We start from the raw sequence: 15,416 nt of genomic DNA, 5'->3' as shown, positions 1-15,416 counted from the left end.
GCAGGCCTGGGAAAGCAGCGCCGCGTTTCCCTTTAAAGAACAGCATTCAGGCACGGAGGAATGCCATGAGATTTGCAGGCAAGACCGCCGTCATCACTGGTGGCGGCACGGGCATCGGCGCTGCCGTCGCGCGACGGATCGCGAGCGAGGGCGGCAGGGGCGCACTGATTGGCCGGCGCCGTGAGCCGCTCGAAGAGGTTGCCTTTGCCATCGGTGCCTCGGTCTTCCAGGCCGACGCGGCGGACACGCCGGCGATGAAAGTTGCCGCTACCGACATCGTCGCCAAGCTTGGCGGCATCGACGTCCTCGTCGCCAATGCCGGCGGCCATGGCATTGGTCCGACCATCGAGATGAGCGACGAGACCTGGGCGCTCGCTGCTCGAACCAACCTCAACACCGCCTTCGTCAGTGCCCGCGAATGCCTGCCGCAGCTCATTGCTCGCGGCGGCAACATCGTCGTGCTCGCCTCGATCGCCGGGCTCTTCGCAGGCCCCGATGCGGTAGGTTATGTTACCATGAAGCATGCCTGCATCGGCCTCGCCAAATCGCTCGCCCGCGACTACGGCCGCAAGGGCGTTCGGACCAACACCGTCTGCCCCGGCTGGGTCACAACGCCGATGGCAGACGAGGAGATGGATTATGTAATGAAGAAGCACGGGCTCTCGTCGCGGGAGGAAGCCTATGCGCTGGTCACCAAGGACGTGCCGCTCGGCAAGCCGGCCACCCCGGAGGATGTCGCCAATGCCGTGACTTTCCTTGCGTCGTCATAGGCCCGGATGATCAACGGCGCGATCCTGACCGTCGATGGCGGCGCCGGCACGGTCGACCTTCCGACGCTGGCCATGGTGGATTGAGGAGGCGACGGGCCGTTGGCCGCGCCACGTGCGCCTGGCTAACGCATGGCCTCCGCGACACGCAGCGTGTCCGTGAACTGTTCGAAGCGACGGATCTTACCCCGTGATCCAACCCAGACATGGACGACGCGAACATCCATCGACTTGCGCGTACCCTTATGCGTGGCGGTGTAGTTGCCGATCCCCACCGCTGCGTCGCCGGCATCGAGCAAGCGCTCCAGCGTGAAAGTGTAGCCATCGAACATTTCGCCGAGTTGCTTGAATACGCCGGCCACGACGGCATCCGGGCCGACATAGGTTCCGGCGCAGGGAAAGCCATCCATTTCCGTCCAGCTGCAATCTTCGGCAATGTCAGCCAGCATGCCAGCCAGGTCCTTGCGGTCGTTGGCCGCGTAATGGTCGCGGACCATTTCATATGTCGTGCGCATTGATTCCCCCTTGCTATTGCTCTTTTCCAGCGTACCCGGCTCGGCCGATGCCCGCGTCACACCGGACGACTACTGTGCGAGATAGGCACGGTGCAGGATCTCGGGCTCATCGACCAGCCGCTGCGGCGCGCCCGAGAAGGTCAGCTTTCCGCGCGACATCACATTGGCATGGTGCGCGATCTTGAGCGCGATGTGGGTGAACTGCTCGATCAGCAATATGCCCGTACCCTGCTCCGCCAGCTTGACCACGACACCCATCAGCCGCTTGACGATCAGCGGCGAGAGGCCGAGCGACATCTCGTCGGCAAGGATGAATTTCGGTCGTGCCACCAGCGCCTGGCCGAGAGCCAGCATCTGCTGCTGGCCACCGGACATCGAGCCCGCCTTCTGCGCCTTGCGCTCCGCAAGTTCCGGGACGATGCCATAGACGTCTTCGACGGCATCCGCAGCGACGCCTGCTTGATGGCCGAAGCCGGCGGCAAGCAGGTTGTCGTGGACACTCATGCCGGCGAGCACGCGATGGCCTTCTGGCACGGCCGCCAGGCCCGCCGCACGAATGGCTTCGGGCGCCTGCCCGGCCATCGGTCGTCCGCCGATCTCCAGCCCACCTTTCTCGATCGGTAGAACCCCGGCCAATGCGAGAACGAGCGAACTCTTGCCTGCGCCATTGGGACCCAGCAGCGCGGTGATCTTGCTAGGCTCAAGCGTGAGTGAAAGGCCATCGACGACGACCTTGTTGCCCCTTCGGACGGAGAGGTCGGATATGATCACGCTCATGCTACTTCATCCACGCCGAGATAGACCGCGCGGACTCTAGCATCGTTGAGCACCTCCCGCGTTGGGCCGCTGGTGACCAGCGAGCCGAAATCAAGCACCATGGTCGACGAACAGACGGCCTGGATGAGGTCGACATCGTGGTCGATGAGCAGGGTCATCGCACCGTTGAAGGCGTGGATGTCGGAGATGGTCCTGCGCAGGACCTCCACCTCATTCTGTGAAAGACCAGCACCGGGCTCGTCGAGCAGCAGCAACCGCGCCGGTCCGGCCGAACAACGGGCGATTTCGGTCATCCGCCGCTGGAAGGCATTGAGACCCGCGGCCCGCTCGCGTCGCACCGATGACAGACCAGCAAACTCAAGTGCCGCGGAAAGATGCCGCTCGCGCTCGGCGCTGCTCAGAGGCAGGCTGTCGAGCACGACGCTGACATTGTCTTCCACCGTCAGTTCGTCGACCACCTGCTCTTTCTGGAAGGAACGGCGCAGACCCCACCGGCTGCGCATATGCGGCTTCAGCGCCAGGAGTTCGGTGCCGAAAGCCTTGATCGAGCCCGTCTTTGGTGTGAGGAAGCCCGAAAGCACGTTGAGCACGGTCGTCTTGCCCGCGCCGTTCGGGCCGATAATGCCGACGACCGGATCGGTCAGATCGACGGTCACCTTGTTGAGGGCAACCACGCCGCCGAAGGTCACAGTGATATCGCGGATCGAGATCATCGTTGCCCCCCTCGCGCCGTGAGGCGGCCGAAGAGGTCCGCAAGTTGTCCCGCAATGCCGCGCGGCGCGGTCATCAGCGCATGGATCAGCGCTGCGCCGAAGATGATGAAGGCCGCATCGCCGCTGACGCCGATGTCGTTAAGCAGTGCCGGCACGAAGCGATAGAGCACCGCAGCGATTACCGCGCCGTACCAGTTCCAGGCACCGCCCACGATGGTGAGTGCGAAGATCATCACCGACTCGGCCGGCGGAAATGAACGCGCATCGAGAAGCTGGAGATTGCCGGCGAGCAGGCCGCCAGCGACACCCGCCAGGAAACCGGACAGCGCAAAACCCCAGATCTTGTAGAAGGTGACATCGATGCCGACTGCCATCGCCGCCGCTTCACTTCGCCGGATCAGCGACCAGGCGCGCCCGGGCTTGCCGCGTTCATGGAAGTGGATCAGCAGGAAGCCGAGCGCCGCGACCGCGCAGCAATAGCGGAAATAGGCTTCGTCCGTCTGCGCCAGCCATGGCCGCGGCATGTAGGATACGGCCTTGACCGCAAAGCCGAAGACGCCGTCGCCGCCATTGGGGAACTGAACGACATTGATGAGGATGCCGAAACCACCCGCCGCCATCAACGTGACCAGCGCAAGGTAGAGCCCGCGCATCCGCAGCGCCGGATAGGCGAAGATCATGCCGACAATGGCCGCGAAGAAGCCGCCGACGAGAATGTTGATCTCGAAGGGCAGGCCCGTACCGTAGGAAAGTCTGAGCGCCATCCAACCGCCGCAGCCCATGAAAGCAACCTGCGCGAGCGAGACCTGACCCAGTTTGCGATAGAGCAGCGCGATGCTGGCCGCTGTCAGCGCGTAGATCACGACCGAGGTCAGCACCTTGAGCCAGAGCGCGGCGACCAGCATCGGGATGGCGGCCACGATCAGCGCTGCCACGGCGAAGGGCCACGCCGCCTTGACGTTCAGCCTTGCCTTTGGTTCGGAGACAGGAGAAGCGAGTTCGTTGACCACGACCATCAATCCTGCCCCGCAAAGGTAAGCCTGCGGCCTCGCTGCAGCCACATCAGGGCGAGGATTGCGACGATGAAGGGCGAGGCGACGCGGAACGGCGCGAGCGGCTTGTAGAGCGTGATGAAGCTCTCGATGATGCCGATGGCAAGGCCGGCAAAAAAGGCGGTCCGGATCGAAGTGAGTCGCCCCACCACGGTCGTCGCGATGATCGGGATGACCATGAAGGTCAGCACCGCCGGATCGAGCCGTACGAGATCGCCGAACAACATGCCGGTGAAGCCGGCGAGCAGGCCGGAAAAGCCCCAGGCGATGGTCTCAACCTTCCGAATCGGGGTGCCGAGCACCGCGGCGAGCTGCCGGTCTTCGGCAACCGTGCGCATCATCAGGCCCAGCCTCGTATGCGTGAGAAAGATGCTCATCCCCACGGTCACCGCAATGCCTGCGAGCAACGCCAGCAGACGCGTGGCCGTCATCCTGAGGCCGAGAATGTTGAGCGAGATGCCATCAAGTGCCAGCGTCAGCTTACGCGGATTGACGACCCAGAGCAGGTTCATCGCACCGAGTATCGCAATGCCGAAACCGAGGGTCGCCACCGCCTTGACCACTGGTTCGCGATGGCTGAGGCCCGGCGCAATCAGCATCCCATAGCCCGTCGAGAGAAAGACCCCGATGGCAAGGCAGGCGAGCCAGGCCACCGGTTCGGGATAACCCCATTGCAGCACCTGCCAGGCGCACATGGCCCCAAGCGCTCCGATCGCGCCATAGGCGAAGTTCAAGACGCCCGTCGCGCGATTGAGCATGACCAGCCCGACCCCGCCAAGCGCATAGAGCGCGCCGACGGCGAGGCCGGAAACCAGGAAGAGGCCATAAGCACCCATCAGTCAGTCCTGTCAGTTCGAGGTGATGCCGAGCTCTTTTTCCTGAGCACGGATCGGATCGAGATAGGCGCTGTCGACATCGGCGCACTGGCTGACCTGCTTGAAGCCATCTTTGACCAACTGCATCATGATGTTGGCGTGGTTCGGCATGTGCCGGTCACCATTGCCGACATAGTAGGGACCGCAGAGAAGATCGGATTTCTCATTCTTGATGGCGCGGATCGCTTCGGTCACCGTGGCCCGGTCGATTTTCGACGGATCGAGTTTCAGCATCGCATCGACGAAGAAGCGCGCCGAGAGATAGCCGGCTTGGCTGAACGTATCGCGCGGATCGCTCTCGGAGGCATATTTGTCCATAACCGCGCGCCAGTTGGTGGCGTCCGGGCCGGTGCCGTCGATCGGGGTCAGCTCGGCATTGACATACATTACATCCCACCAGGCTTCGCCCAGCAGGCCGGGCACGTCCTTGTCGTAGAGCGGGGTGGACGAGATCCACTTGTACTGGTCACGGCTGCCGGACTCGGTCACGACCTGAAGGAAGGCCGCTGCCATGCCGGCCGGCAGGTTGACGAGGATCGTATCGGGGTTCGACCCGACAGCCTCGAGGAAGCCGGCATTCATGTCGGCGGCACCGGGATCGAGCAGCACACTGGAGCCGGTAAGGCCCTTGGCCTGCATGTACTTCTCCATCCAGCCGCAGGAATACTGGCCGACCGACGGAATCGTGAGGCCGATACAGACCACGTTCTTGGTGCCGAGATTGGCGACCGCCCATTGCGCCGCGCCGACCGTCGAAGGCAGCGGGCCCTCATTGGTTGACACGATATTCGGAGATTCGAAGCATTCCGATACGGCGCAGGCCGACGCCATCGACATCACGCCTTCGTCGGAATAGAGTTTGGCGTTGACACCCATCTCGACGAAGGAGCCGCTGGCGACCAGCGCCACCACTTGTCTGTCCTTGACCAGTTTGGTCGCGACCTGGGCGGCGACTTCAGGATTCCATTGATCGTCCTCGACAAGATATTCGATCGGCCGGCCATTGATGCCGCCATTGTCGTTGACGCATTTGAAGTATGCCGCGGCGGCATCCGCCGAAGACGAGAAATCGTCCGGACCAGTCTGGCCGACCAGGGCCCCGACGAGGATCGGCTCACCCTCGGCCTTCTTGCCATTGTTGAGGCCGCAAGTCGGCGCGGCGAACGCAGTCGTGCCGGTGGCTACGAACAGGGCCGCTGTGGCGCCCATGAGATAAGCGATGCGTTTCATTGTTATCCTCCTAGTTGCTTTGCCGCCGGCCGCTTGTGCGCCCAGCCGGCACGCGGCGGCCTCCCCGGCGCCGCGCCTCAGGGCCCTGTCAGGCCGAGATCTGCTTGCCTGATATGAACGACGCGGCGCGCGCGGCGATCATCATGGTCGGCGCATTGGTGTTGCCCGAGACGAGCGTCGGCATGATCGAGGCGTCGCTGACGCGCAGCCCTTCGACTCCGTGAACCTTGAGGTCGGGACCAACCACGGCCGTGCGATCGTCGGCGCGGCCCATTTTCGCGGTGCCGGACGGATGGAACACGGTCTTGGCGGTCGAGCGGATGTAGTCGCGAAGCGCAGCGGGATCTTTCTCGATCCCCGGCTTCGGCATCACGCGCCGCTTGACGATCCTTGCCAGAGCCGGCGCTTCGAGAATGCGGATCGCCGCCTCGACGCCGCGCACCAGCGTCTCGATGTCGGCCGGGTCGGAGAGCGCGTTCGCATTGAAGATCGCGCCCTCCTTCGGGTCCGCCGACTTCACCCGGATCGAGCCCCGCGACCGCGGCCTGAGAAAACACGGACCGATGCTGAGACCGTGTCCCGGCTCCGGTTCGCGGTCGGCAAAGCCGACCAGGACGGGTAGAACGTGGAACTGGATATCGGGCTGACCGGTGCCTGATGTGTCGACGAAGCCGCCACTCTCCACGACGTTAGAGGAAAGCAGGCCGCCATGAGTCAACATGTAGCGCGCCATGTGCAGCGCCGCCTTGATGCCCTTGTCCTGGCCGAGGATCGAGATCGGATCCCGCGTCTCACCCTGCACTGGAACCTCAAGATGGTCCTGGAAGTTCGCGCCCACACCTGGCAGGTCCGCGACCACGGGAATGCCGAGATCGCTCAAATGAGCGGCGTCGCCGATGCCCGACAGCTGCAGGATCTTCGGTGTTGCAAGCGCACCTGCGGTGAGCACGATTTCCTTGGTTGCAGCGATCCGGGTGCCGTCGAACAGCTCGACCCCGGACGCGCGCTTGCCGTCGAACAGCACGCGGGCGACTTTCGTCTCCGTCATGATCGTCAGGTTCGACCGCTTCTCTGCCTCGCGCAGGAACGCCTGCGCCGAACTCCATCGGCGGCCGTTATAGGTAGTCGACTGGTAGAAGCCGACGCCTTCCTGGTTCTCGCCGTTGAAATCGTCATTGGCCGGCAGCCCGGCCTCGACCGCGGCCTTGACGAAGGCCTCGCTCAGCGGATGGCGATGGCGCGGGTTGGAGACATGCAGCGTGCCGGCACGACCATGATACTTGCCGTTGAGGCTGCCATTGTTCTCGAGCGATCGGAAGGCCGGCAGCACATCCTCGTAGGACCAGCCCTGGCAGCCCATCTGCGACCAGGTGTCGTAGTCGTTTTGGTGGCCGCGAATATAGATCATCGCGTTGATCGAGCTGCCGCCGCCAATGACATTGCCCTGCGGCACGATCTGCGGACGCCCGTTGAGGCCCTTCTCGGGTTCCGAGACATAACCGTGAACGTCGATCCCCTTCTCCAGAACCTTGAAGAAAGTCGCCGGAATATGGATGAAGGGATCGGCATCACGCCGGCCGGATTCGATCAGTAGCACCTTGTGCGCCGGATTCTCGGAAAGGCGGTTGGCGAGCACGCAGCCAGAGGAGCCGCCACCGACAATGATGTAATCGTAGCTTGTCATGGCTCAGCTCAACACGGTCTGGACGGTGGTGAATTCCTTGAGGCCCTCGGCGCCGAACTCGACGCCGATACCCGATTGCTTGACCCCGCCGAACGGCGCATTCGGCTGGATCGCGCCGTGCTTGTTGATCCAGACCGAGCCGCATTCGAGCTTCAGCGCATAGTGCTTGGCCTTCTCCGGATCGGAGGACCAGACAGAGCCGCCGAGGCCGGCGGGGTTGCGGTTGGCGCGCTCGATCACCTCGTCGACATCGCTGTACCGGATGATCGGCAGTGCCGGGCCAAACTGCTCCTCGTCGACGAGGCGGATGCCATCGGAAACGTCCGCAACCAGCGTGATTGGATAGAAATAGCCGGGCCGGTCAATGGGCTGGCCGCCCGTCAGCACGCGGCCGCCTTTGGCCTTGGCGTCCTCCACGAGGTCGCGGACCTTATTGTACTGCATCTCGTTCTGGACGGGGCCGAGCACGCTTTTCTCATCCATGCCGTCGCCAACGGTGATCTTCCCGGCATAATCGGCGAGCGCCGCGCAGACATCCTCGTAGATGCTGTCATGTACGTAGAGCCGCTTGAGCGCCGCGCAGGTCTGGCCATTGTTTATGAAGGCACCCCAGAACAGGCCTTCGGCAATACGCATCGGCTCGGCATCCGGCAGCACGATGCCGGCATCGTTGCCGCCGAGTTCCAGCGTCAGGCGCTTGAGCGTGTCGACCGCCGAAGCCATGACCTTCTTGCCGGTTTCGGTCGAGCCGGTGAAGGTCATCTTGGCGATGCCGGGATGGGCCGAGAGCGCCGAACCGATGGCATTTTCACCGGTCACGACGTTGACGACGCCTGCCGGCAGAACCTCATTCATGATCTCGACGAGGCGGATCGTCGAAAGCGGCGTCATCGGTGATGGCTTGATGACGACGGTGTTGCCGGCGCGGATCGCCGGAATGATATGCCAGCAGGCAATCATCACAGGCCAGTTCCATGGCGTGATCGATCCGACGACACCGATCGCCTTGCGATGCAGCTCGACCCTGCCCTCATTGTTGTCCTGCAGGACTTCCATCGGCAGCGACAGTTCGGCCGTGTAGCGCGTCCAGGCGAGCGCCCCGCCGATCTCAAAACGCGAACCAAGGCCGTTCATGGGCTTGCCCTGTTCGAGCGTCAGGAGCGTCGCCAGTTCCTCGGCATGGGCCTCGATTGCGGCTGCGACATCGCGGCAGGCCTGCGCGCGCTCTTCCTCGGACTTCTGACTCCAATCGCGGAACGCGGCGGCGGCGGCATCGACCGCTTGGTCGAGCTGCTCCGGCGTCGCCAGCGGCATGCGGCCGACGATATCGCCGGTCGACGGGTTTCTGATATCCTGATGATTGGCTGCGGCAACCTTCTGCCCGCCGATGAACAGCGTATGGTCCATAATCCATCCTCCCTGTGGAGCGATCCCGATTGAGGGATCAATCCAGCTTTCGGAAGGATCATCTGCTTTTCATGATGAGCCGTCTTGGGCTGCCGCGCGCCACGACTTGGAGAAAAGCGCAGACTTCGCGCAATCGTCCAAGCCGGTGCGCATCAGGCGCGTCCGGCGGGCTTCAGGAGGTCGGTCGGCGCGCAGTCGAACAGCTCCCGGAAACTGCGATTGAAATAGGAAATGTCGTTGAAGCCAGCGGCGTAGGCGACTTCCGCAATGGTCTGGCCGAAGCGCGCGTCCTTGATCTGCTCGATCTTTTCGCGCGCAAGCCGCAGCCTTTTGTCACGGATTACGGTGGTGCAGGTGACGCCCATGCCCTGGAAATCCTCCTGCAGCGTGCGGATCGAAACGCCGATCCGCGTCGCCAGCCACTTGGCCGAGAGATCACTCTCCGTCAGATGCCGGTCGATCAGGATGTCGACCATCTGCAGCCGCCGTGCGGCGCTGTCGTGCAGCGACTGCATGTGCTCGATCGTTGCCGCCTCGGCGACGAAAGCCTGGCGCGTCGCGTTGAACATCAGTTCACGCAGATTGCCGGCGCTCGGATCGCTGTCCGGCGTCGACATGATCTTGGCGATCAGCGCGCGCAGCATGATCGCCATCGGATCGAAACCTACAAGCTTGCGGGCGACCTCGAACGAGTCGCGCCTTTCCGAATACATAATCTGCCGCGGCAGGTGCATCGAGAGATGATTGGAGAACTGGCCGCCGAAATGGAAGGTCGTCGGCTTGGTGGAGTCGACGAGAATGCAGTCGCCGACATCGAGCGTGTTCTGCTGGCCGCTATGGTCTACACCGCAGGAGCCCTCGAGCTGCACGATCAGGAAGAGATGTTCGGCCGTGTCGCGGCGTATGTCCTCATGACTGCGATGGACGAAATCAAGGTCATTCGAGACATGGGCGAACTGCATGCCGCAAACGTCAATGCCGCGGGCAGCACCCCGGACCGATTTACCCTTGTCGGTCGGTAGCGGATTGAAGCTGCCGCAGATCGAATGAAGGTCATGCCGCCATTGTTCGTAAGCAATGAGCGACCATTGGACAGGAGTGAGATTTTCGCTGCGCAACAGTTCCAACTCTGCCTCCCAACAGTGCCGGTTGAACCTGCGAAACCCGCAATGGGCCGCGATCTATTTAACACATGAAGTATCTGCACTTATGCGGGAGGAGTCAAGGCACCACTTGAAACACAAAGCGCCGCGGGCGATGCCGCGGCGCGCATGCTTGGAGCCAACTTTTGTCAAGCGGCGTTAAGCGCCGAATTCAGCGGTATTTCGACATCGATCTCGAGCAGCGAGAAATTCTTGTCGCGGTCGAGCTTCACCTGAACTTTGTCAGCGTCGAGCTGCACATGTTTGGAGATGACGGCGAGAATTTCCTCGCGCAGGATCGCCACGAGATCGGTCTGGCCGATCGACGAGCGTTCATGCGCGAGCAGCACCTGCAGCCGCTCGCGGGCCATGGGGGCCGATGATTTCTGCCGCTTGAAGAGATTCATAATATTCATGCAGCCCTCCGACCGAAGAACTTGCCGAAGAATCCTGCCTTTGCACCCGGGATCGAGATCGGCACGTCCTCCCCGGCCAGCCTGCGCGCGGCGTCGAAATAGGCCATTGCCGGAGCACTGCGGCTGTCGGCCAAGGTGACCGGCGCGCCGAGATTCGAGGCCTTCAGCACCTCCATGCTCTCCGGCACGATGCCGAGAAGCGGGATCGAGAGAATCTCAAGGACGTCGTCGACCTTCAGCATGTCGCCGCGCTCGGCGCGGACGCTGTCGTAGCGGGTGAGAAGCAGGTGCTTCTCGATACGCTCGCCGATCTCGGCCTTGACTGTCTTGGAGTCGAGCAGACCGATAATGCGGTCGGAGTCGCGCACCGACGAGACTTCCGGATTGGTGACGATCACGGCCGTGTCGGCGTGCCGCATGGCAAGCGTCGCGCCGCGCTCGATGCCGGCCGGGCTGTCGCAGATCACCCAGTCGAAATAGCGCTTGAGTTCGGCGATCACCCATTCGACCCCCTCGGGGGTCAGCGCATCCTTGTCGCGAGTCTGCGAGGCCGGCAACAGGAAGAGGTTTTCCAGCCGCTTGTCGCGGATCAGTGCCTGCGTCAGCTTGGCATCGCCCTGTATGACATTGACGAGGTCGTAAACGACCCGCCGTTCAGCGCCCATGATCAAGTCGAGATTACGCAGGCCGACGTCGAAATCCACGAGCACGACCTTCTCGTTGCGCATTGCAAGCGCCGCACCGAGAGCGGCGGTCGACGTCGTCTTGCCGACGCCGCCCTTGCCAGATGTCACGACGACTACTTTCCCCATCTTAGCCTCTCCGTCTTTCTTCATTGTCACGTCAATCTTTGTGCTTTGATTTCATCGCCATCGAGCCAGAGATGGACCGACTGGCCCTGAAGCTCGGGCGACAGCTCGTCCGCCGTGGTGTAGATGCCGTCGATCGACAGCAGTTCCGCTTCCAGTTTGCGGCAGAAGATGCGTGCCGAGCCGTTGCCCAGCGATCCCGCCATCACCCGGCCGCGCAGGGTGCCATAGACATGCACTGAACCTCCGGCGATCACTTCCGCACCCGATGCCACCGACCCGACAATGGTGATGTCACCTTCCGGGAAGATCACCGATTGCCCGGATCGCACCGGTTCGCGGATCACGATCGAAGGCGCCGTGGGCCTGATATCGGCCACCTGCACGATCGGTGCCACCGGCTCGCTCGCCAGGGATTCGGAAGCAACGGCAACCGCCACCCCTTCGCGATTCGGCACTTCGACATCGGCAGCCGGCCGGCCACCCTTCATTGCCGGCGGCATGCCCGGCTCGATAAACGAGGGCCGCGCGCCTTCAAGTCCCATGATCCGGACATTGCGCTCCGCAAGCTGCGCAAGCAGGACCTTGAGTTGCTTCTTGTCGATCTTGAGATCGGTAATGTCGAGCACGACAGGACGTTCCAGGAAGAACCCGGCAGAACGGGTGGCGAGGTCGTCGAGCTTCACGACCCAATCATCGAGCGGCGCTTCCGGCGAAAGCACGACCGCCAGGAAGGAGCGTCCCTTGATTCGAATCGAGCGGGCGTCAGTTAGGGCTTCATTCATCTGTCTTAATCTTTGTTAACCAGAAGCTAGGCGGGCATGGTTAACATTGTCTTAACAGCGGCTGCCTGCACGAGGCTGGATTGGCGCTGACTTGATGACGCCAATATGACGAGTAGCCTTCATTCCCCGGGGCTATGATCGGCATTGAAACTATCTATTTGCGCAATGAAAGGGATTGACCGATGGTGCAGCGGAGGGCCGGTGTTCCACGCCGGTGGCAAAGCGGCTGGCATGATGGCGAAGCAAGAATTCCCGGATTTCGGACTGACCGAAGCACAGCGTCGCGAGGCAGTGCTGGGGCACTACTACGAATATCCGGGCATGGACGGCGAGCGTGGCGAGATCTGGTGCTATTCGGACCGCTTCTCCTATTTCCCCGGCGACGAGATGATACTTTGTATCTCCGCGACATCTGAGACCTGCGACATCGACATCACCAGAGACGGCGGAGTCGAAACCCATGTCACGACGATTGGTGGCGTCCGGACGACCTGGCAGGAAACACCTGATCAATGTTCCGTCGAAGGCTGCGGCTGGCAACCTGCACATCGATTCACGATCCCGGCCGACTGGACGTCGGGCGCCTATCGGCTGACGCTGAGGGCAACCGGCAAAGACGGCGCGCCCATCATCTCGCACCACCTCTTCATCCTCTGTCCCGGCCCGGACCACGGCAACGGCCGTCTCCTCCAGATCGCCGCAACCGGCACCTGGACCGCATACAACACCTGGGGTGGCTCGAACCATTACCAGGGCATCACCGGCCCCAACCGAGACCTATACGCCACCCGCGTCAGCACCCAGCGCCCCTGGTGCCGTGGCTTCGTCGTCCTGCCGAAAGATGCGCCGCGCGTGCCGCTCGACATCGAGACGCCGCCGGCCACGATCCCGCGCTATCCGCATATGGAATGGGCCTATGCCACCGGCCATTCCAAGAAATATGCATCCTCAGGCTGGGCGAGCTACGACAGTCATTTCTTCCGCTGGGCCGAACGATCCGGCTATGCGATCGACCTGATCAGCCAGCACGAACTGCATTTCCGCCCCGAAATCCTCGAAGGCTATGACTGCATCACCTGCATCGGCCATGACGAATACTGGACCTGGGAGATGCGCGACGCCGTCGATAGCTTCGTCACCCGCGGCGGCCGAGCAACACGCTTTGCCGGCAATTTCATGTGGCAGACTCGGCTCGAGGACGAGGGCCGGACGCAGGTCTGCTACAAGTATCGAGCCCGCGCCGAGGACCCAGTCTACACCAACGGAGGCGATATCACTCGCGCCACCAATTCCTGGGAAGTGCCCGAGATCGGCCGACCAGGCGCGATGACCTTCGGCCTCAATGCCACGCGTGGGCTCTACGCCGGTTGGGGCGGCTGTGCGCCACGCGGCGTTCGCGGCTTCCCGGTCTATCGGCCGGAGCATTGGGCCTTTGCCGGCACCGGCATCTACTACGGCGACCTGCTTGGCGGTGCGAGCCATGTGTTCGGCTATGAGGTCGACGGGCTCGACTATGTCATCCGCAACGGCCTGCCCGAACCCGGCGGCGAGGACGCCTATCCGGAGGGCCTTCAGATTCTTGCGCTGGGCATGACCTCGCTGGTCGAGGAGAGCGCCGATATCGGCCCCGAGAATCGCTTCCTCTCCGACGAGGACGGCCGGTTCTCCGCAGAGGTGCTCTATGGCAGCCCGAGCGACGAGAATCTCGAAAAGGTCAAGCGCGGTTGCGGCATGATCGTCAATTTCCCCAAGGGCAAGGGCGAGGTCTTCCATGTCGGTTCCACCGAATGGATCGCCGGCCTGATCAAGGAGGACGCGATGGTCGAGCGCGTCACCCGCAACATACTCGACCGCTATCTCGCAGCGAGTGCATCATGACCACCGATCAGAACGCGGCCACGCGGCCGGCATCCCATCTTTTCTATCAGTCCCGCCTGCGCCGCCCGCTCGCCGATCATGCCGAGGGCATCTATATCTGGGACGAGCATGGCCGGAGGGTGATCGATGGATCAAGCGGCGCCATGGTCGTCAATATCGGCCATTCCAACCGCAACGTCCTCGATGCCATGAAGCATCAGATGGACAAGGCGACCTTCGCCTATCGCCTGCATTTCGAAAACCAGCCGGCCGAGGATCTCGCCCGCCGCCTTGTCGGCTACATGCCCGAAGGTCTCAACAAGGTGTTTTTCGTCTCCGGCGGATCGGAGGCCGTCGAGTCGGCGCTGAAGCTCGCGCGCCAGTGGGCGCTGGCCACCGATCAGGGCCATCGCTGGAAGGTCATTTCGCGCTTTCCGTCCTATCACGGTTCGACGCTCGGCGCGCTTGCGGTCACCGGATATGATGCGCTGAAGAAGCCGTTCCTGCCGATGCTGCAGGACATGCCGCATATCAAGGCGCCGACCGCCTATCTCGACCGGGACAATTTCTCGATGGAAGAGCGCGGCCTCCGCTATGCCGACCTGCTCGAGGAGAAGGTCCAGTCGGAAGGTCCCGAGAGCATTCTCGCGTTCATCATGGAGCCGATCGGTGGCGCCTCGACCGGTGCGCTCGTCGCACCCGACTCTTACTATCCGCGCATCCGCGAAATCTGCGACAAATACGGCATCCTGCTGATCCACGACGAGGTGATGAGCGGCGCCGGCCGCACCGGCAAATATCTCGGCGGCGACCATTGGGGCTGCCGGCCTGATATCATCGCGCTGTCCAAAGGTCTCGGTGCCGGCTATTGCCCGCTCGGCGCGATGATCGCCCACAACGGACTGGTGCAGCCGGTGCTCGACAAGGGCGGCTTCGCCCATGGCTACACTTATGCCGGCAATCCCTTGGCCTGCGCCGCTGGCCTCGCCGTGCTGGAGGAGATCGAGAACCAGAACCTGCTGGAGAACACGACCACCGTCGGTGCGCTCATCAAATCCGAACTTGAAAGCCTGGCTGAACGGTATCCCTTCATCGGTGATGTCAGGGGCAAAGGTATGCTGCTCGCCGCCGAATTCGTTTCCGACCGCGAGACGATGGCCCCTTTGCCCAAACATCTCGAAGCCCATCAGCGCGTCGTCGATATCGCCTATGAGCGCGGCCTGGTCATCTATTCGCGCCGCACCCGCGGCGGCGTCGAAGGCGACCATTTCCTCGTCTGCCCGCCGATGATCACCACACCGGAACAGGTCGGCGAGATCATGACGATTCTGGACGGCACGCTTGAGCAACTCGCCGACGAGCTCAAACTTCCAATGCGCGGCTGAGG

14 protein-coding genes and 1 pseudogene are annotated in these 15,416 nt (G+C 62.7%); 3 read left to right on the top strand and 12 right to left on the bottom strand.

The features are described from left to right. The first annotated feature begins 65 nt into the window (after positions 1-65). Positions 66-854 (top strand): annotated as a pseudogene (locus tag AC2YI2_RS13025) (SDR family NAD(P)-dependent oxidoreductase). A gap of 38 nt (positions 855-892) precedes the next feature. Here AC2YI2_RS13025 and AC2YI2_RS13020 read toward each other — a convergent pair. The 12 genes from AC2YI2_RS13020 to minC form a co-directional block, all read right to left on the bottom strand. Further along, on the bottom strand, positions 893-1,282 hold the full coding sequence (locus AC2YI2_RS13020; protein WP_487386904.1) for a nuclear transport factor 2 family protein: 390 nt from the start codon (positions 1,280-1,282) through the stop codon (positions 893-895). Between the two features lie 69 nt (positions 1,283-1,351). Further along, complete coding sequence (locus tag AC2YI2_RS13015) at positions 1,352-2,059, bottom strand: ABC transporter ATP-binding protein (protein WP_487386903.1); 708 nt, start codon at positions 2,057-2,059, stop codon at positions 1,352-1,354. Next, on the bottom strand, positions 2,056-2,772 hold the full coding sequence (locus AC2YI2_RS13010; RefSeq protein ID WP_487386902.1) for an ABC transporter ATP-binding protein: 717 nt from the start codon (positions 2,770-2,772) through the stop codon (positions 2,056-2,058). The genes AC2YI2_RS13015 and AC2YI2_RS13010 overlap by 4 nt, the downstream gene beginning before the upstream one ends. Then, positions 2,769-3,788, bottom strand: a complete 1,020-nt coding sequence (locus AC2YI2_RS13005) for a branched-chain amino acid ABC transporter permease (RefSeq protein ID WP_487386901.1) — start codon at positions 3,786-3,788, stop codon at positions 2,769-2,771. Before AC2YI2_RS13005 ends, AC2YI2_RS13010 begins: the two co-directional genes overlap by 4 nt. Next, on the bottom strand, positions 3,788-4,660 hold the full coding sequence (locus tag AC2YI2_RS13000; protein ID WP_487386900.1) for a branched-chain amino acid ABC transporter permease: 873 nt from the start codon (positions 4,658-4,660) through the stop codon (positions 3,788-3,790). The genes AC2YI2_RS13005 and AC2YI2_RS13000 overlap by 1 nt, the downstream gene beginning before the upstream one ends. Positions 4,661-4,672: 12 nt before the next feature. Continuing rightward, positions 4,673-5,929 (bottom strand): ABC transporter substrate-binding protein, encoded by a 1,257-nt coding sequence (locus AC2YI2_RS12995; RefSeq protein ID WP_487386899.1) that lies wholly within the window; start codon positions 5,927-5,929, stop codon positions 4,673-4,675. 88 nt (positions 5,930-6,017) lie between these two features. After that, positions 6,018-7,613 (bottom strand): GMC family oxidoreductase, encoded by a 1,596-nt coding sequence (locus tag AC2YI2_RS12990; protein ID WP_487386898.1) that lies wholly within the window; start codon positions 7,611-7,613, stop codon positions 6,018-6,020. A 3-nt stretch (positions 7,614-7,616) separates the two neighbouring features. Beyond that, positions 7,617-9,020 (bottom strand): aldehyde dehydrogenase family protein, encoded by a 1,404-nt coding sequence (locus tag AC2YI2_RS12985; RefSeq protein ID WP_487386897.1) that lies wholly within the window; start codon positions 9,018-9,020, stop codon positions 7,617-7,619. A 152-nt stretch (positions 9,021-9,172) separates the two neighbouring features. Continuing rightward, complete coding sequence (locus AC2YI2_RS12980; RefSeq protein WP_487386896.1) at positions 9,173-10,147, bottom strand: helix-turn-helix domain-containing protein; 975 nt, start codon at positions 10,145-10,147, stop codon at positions 9,173-9,175. 164 nt (positions 10,148-10,311) lie between these two features. Further along, on the bottom strand, positions 10,312-10,578 hold the full coding sequence (gene minE / locus AC2YI2_RS12975) for a cell division topological specificity factor MinE (protein ID WP_487386895.1): 267 nt from the start codon (positions 10,576-10,578) through the stop codon (positions 10,312-10,314). Then, entirely contained in the window at positions 10,575-11,390 is an 816-nt protein-coding gene (gene minD / locus AC2YI2_RS12970; RefSeq protein WP_487386894.1) for a septum site-determining protein MinD, read from the bottom strand. The genes minE and minD overlap by 4 nt, the downstream gene beginning before the upstream one ends. Before the next feature lie 26 nt (positions 11,391-11,416). After that, a complete protein-coding gene (gene minC, locus AC2YI2_RS12965; RefSeq protein ID WP_487386893.1) occupies positions 11,417-12,172 on the bottom strand; it encodes a septum site-determining protein MinC in 756 nt (251 codons plus the stop codon). Positions 12,173-12,403: 231 nt separating this feature from the next. On the opposite strand from minC, the gene AC2YI2_RS12960 reads away from it, so the two are divergent. Both AC2YI2_RS12960 and AC2YI2_RS12955 read left to right on the top strand, forming a co-directional pair. Further along, positions 12,404-14,050, top strand: coding sequence for a N,N-dimethylformamidase beta subunit family domain-containing protein (locus AC2YI2_RS12960; RefSeq protein ID WP_487386892.1), 1,647 nt, complete (start codon positions 12,404-12,406; stop codon positions 14,048-14,050). After that, a complete protein-coding gene (locus tag AC2YI2_RS12955; protein ID WP_487386891.1) occupies positions 14,047-15,414 on the top strand; it encodes an aminotransferase family protein in 1,368 nt (455 codons plus the stop codon). Before AC2YI2_RS12960 ends, AC2YI2_RS12955 begins: the two co-directional genes overlap by 4 nt. The last annotated feature ends 2 nt before the right edge of the window (positions 15,415-15,416 follow it).

It is taken from the genome of Rhizobium sp. SRI_017, assembly GCF_057586295.1.
The sequence above is the reverse complement of the archived record's forward strand: the minus strand, read 5'-3'. Positions and strand labels throughout refer to the sequence as shown.

Bases quoted from the DNA above. Each gene is read 5' to 3' on its own strand.
- minD (WP_487386894.1), bottom strand. From the start codon at position 11,390: ATGGGGAAAGTAGTCGTCGTGACATCTGGCAAGGGCGGCGTCGGCAAG.
- AC2YI2_RS13020 (WP_487386904.1), bottom strand. From the start codon at position 1,282: ATGCGCACGACATATGAAATGGTCCGCGACCATTACGCGGCCAACGAC.
- AC2YI2_RS13000 (WP_487386900.1), bottom strand. From the start codon at position 4,660: ATGGGTGCTTATGGCCTCTTCCTGGTTTCCGGCCTCGCCGTCGGCGCG.
- AC2YI2_RS13015 (WP_487386903.1), bottom strand. From the start codon at position 2,059: ATGAGCGTGATCATATCCGACCTCTCCGTCCGAAGGGGCAACAAGGTC.
- AC2YI2_RS12960 (WP_487386892.1), top strand. From the start codon at position 12,404: ATGATGGCGAAGCAAGAATTCCCGGATTTCGGACTGACCGAAGCACAG.
- AC2YI2_RS13005 (WP_487386901.1), bottom strand. From the start codon at position 3,788: ATGGTCGTGGTCAACGAACTCGCTTCTCCTGTCTCCGAACCAAAGGCA.
- minE (WP_487386895.1), bottom strand. From the start codon at position 10,578: ATGAATATTATGAATCTCTTCAAGCGGCAGAAATCATCGGCCCCCATG.
- AC2YI2_RS12990 (WP_487386898.1), bottom strand. From the start codon at position 7,613: ATGACAAGCTACGATTACATCATTGTCGGTGGCGGCTCCTCTGGCTGC.
- AC2YI2_RS12955 (WP_487386891.1), top strand. From the start codon at position 14,047: ATGACCACCGATCAGAACGCGGCCACGCGGCCGGCATCCCATCTTTTC.
- minC (WP_487386893.1), bottom strand. From the start codon at position 12,172: ATGAATGAAGCCCTAACTGACGCCCGCTCGATTCGAATCAAGGGACGC.
- AC2YI2_RS12995 (WP_487386899.1), bottom strand. From the start codon at position 5,929: ATGAAACGCATCGCTTATCTCATGGGCGCCACAGCGGCCCTGTTCGTA.
- AC2YI2_RS13010 (WP_487386902.1), bottom strand. From the start codon at position 2,772: ATGATCTCGATCCGCGATATCACTGTGACCTTCGGCGGCGTGGTTGCC.
- AC2YI2_RS12985 (WP_487386897.1), bottom strand. From the start codon at position 9,020: ATGGACCATACGCTGTTCATCGGCGGGCAGAAGGTTGCCGCAGCCAAT.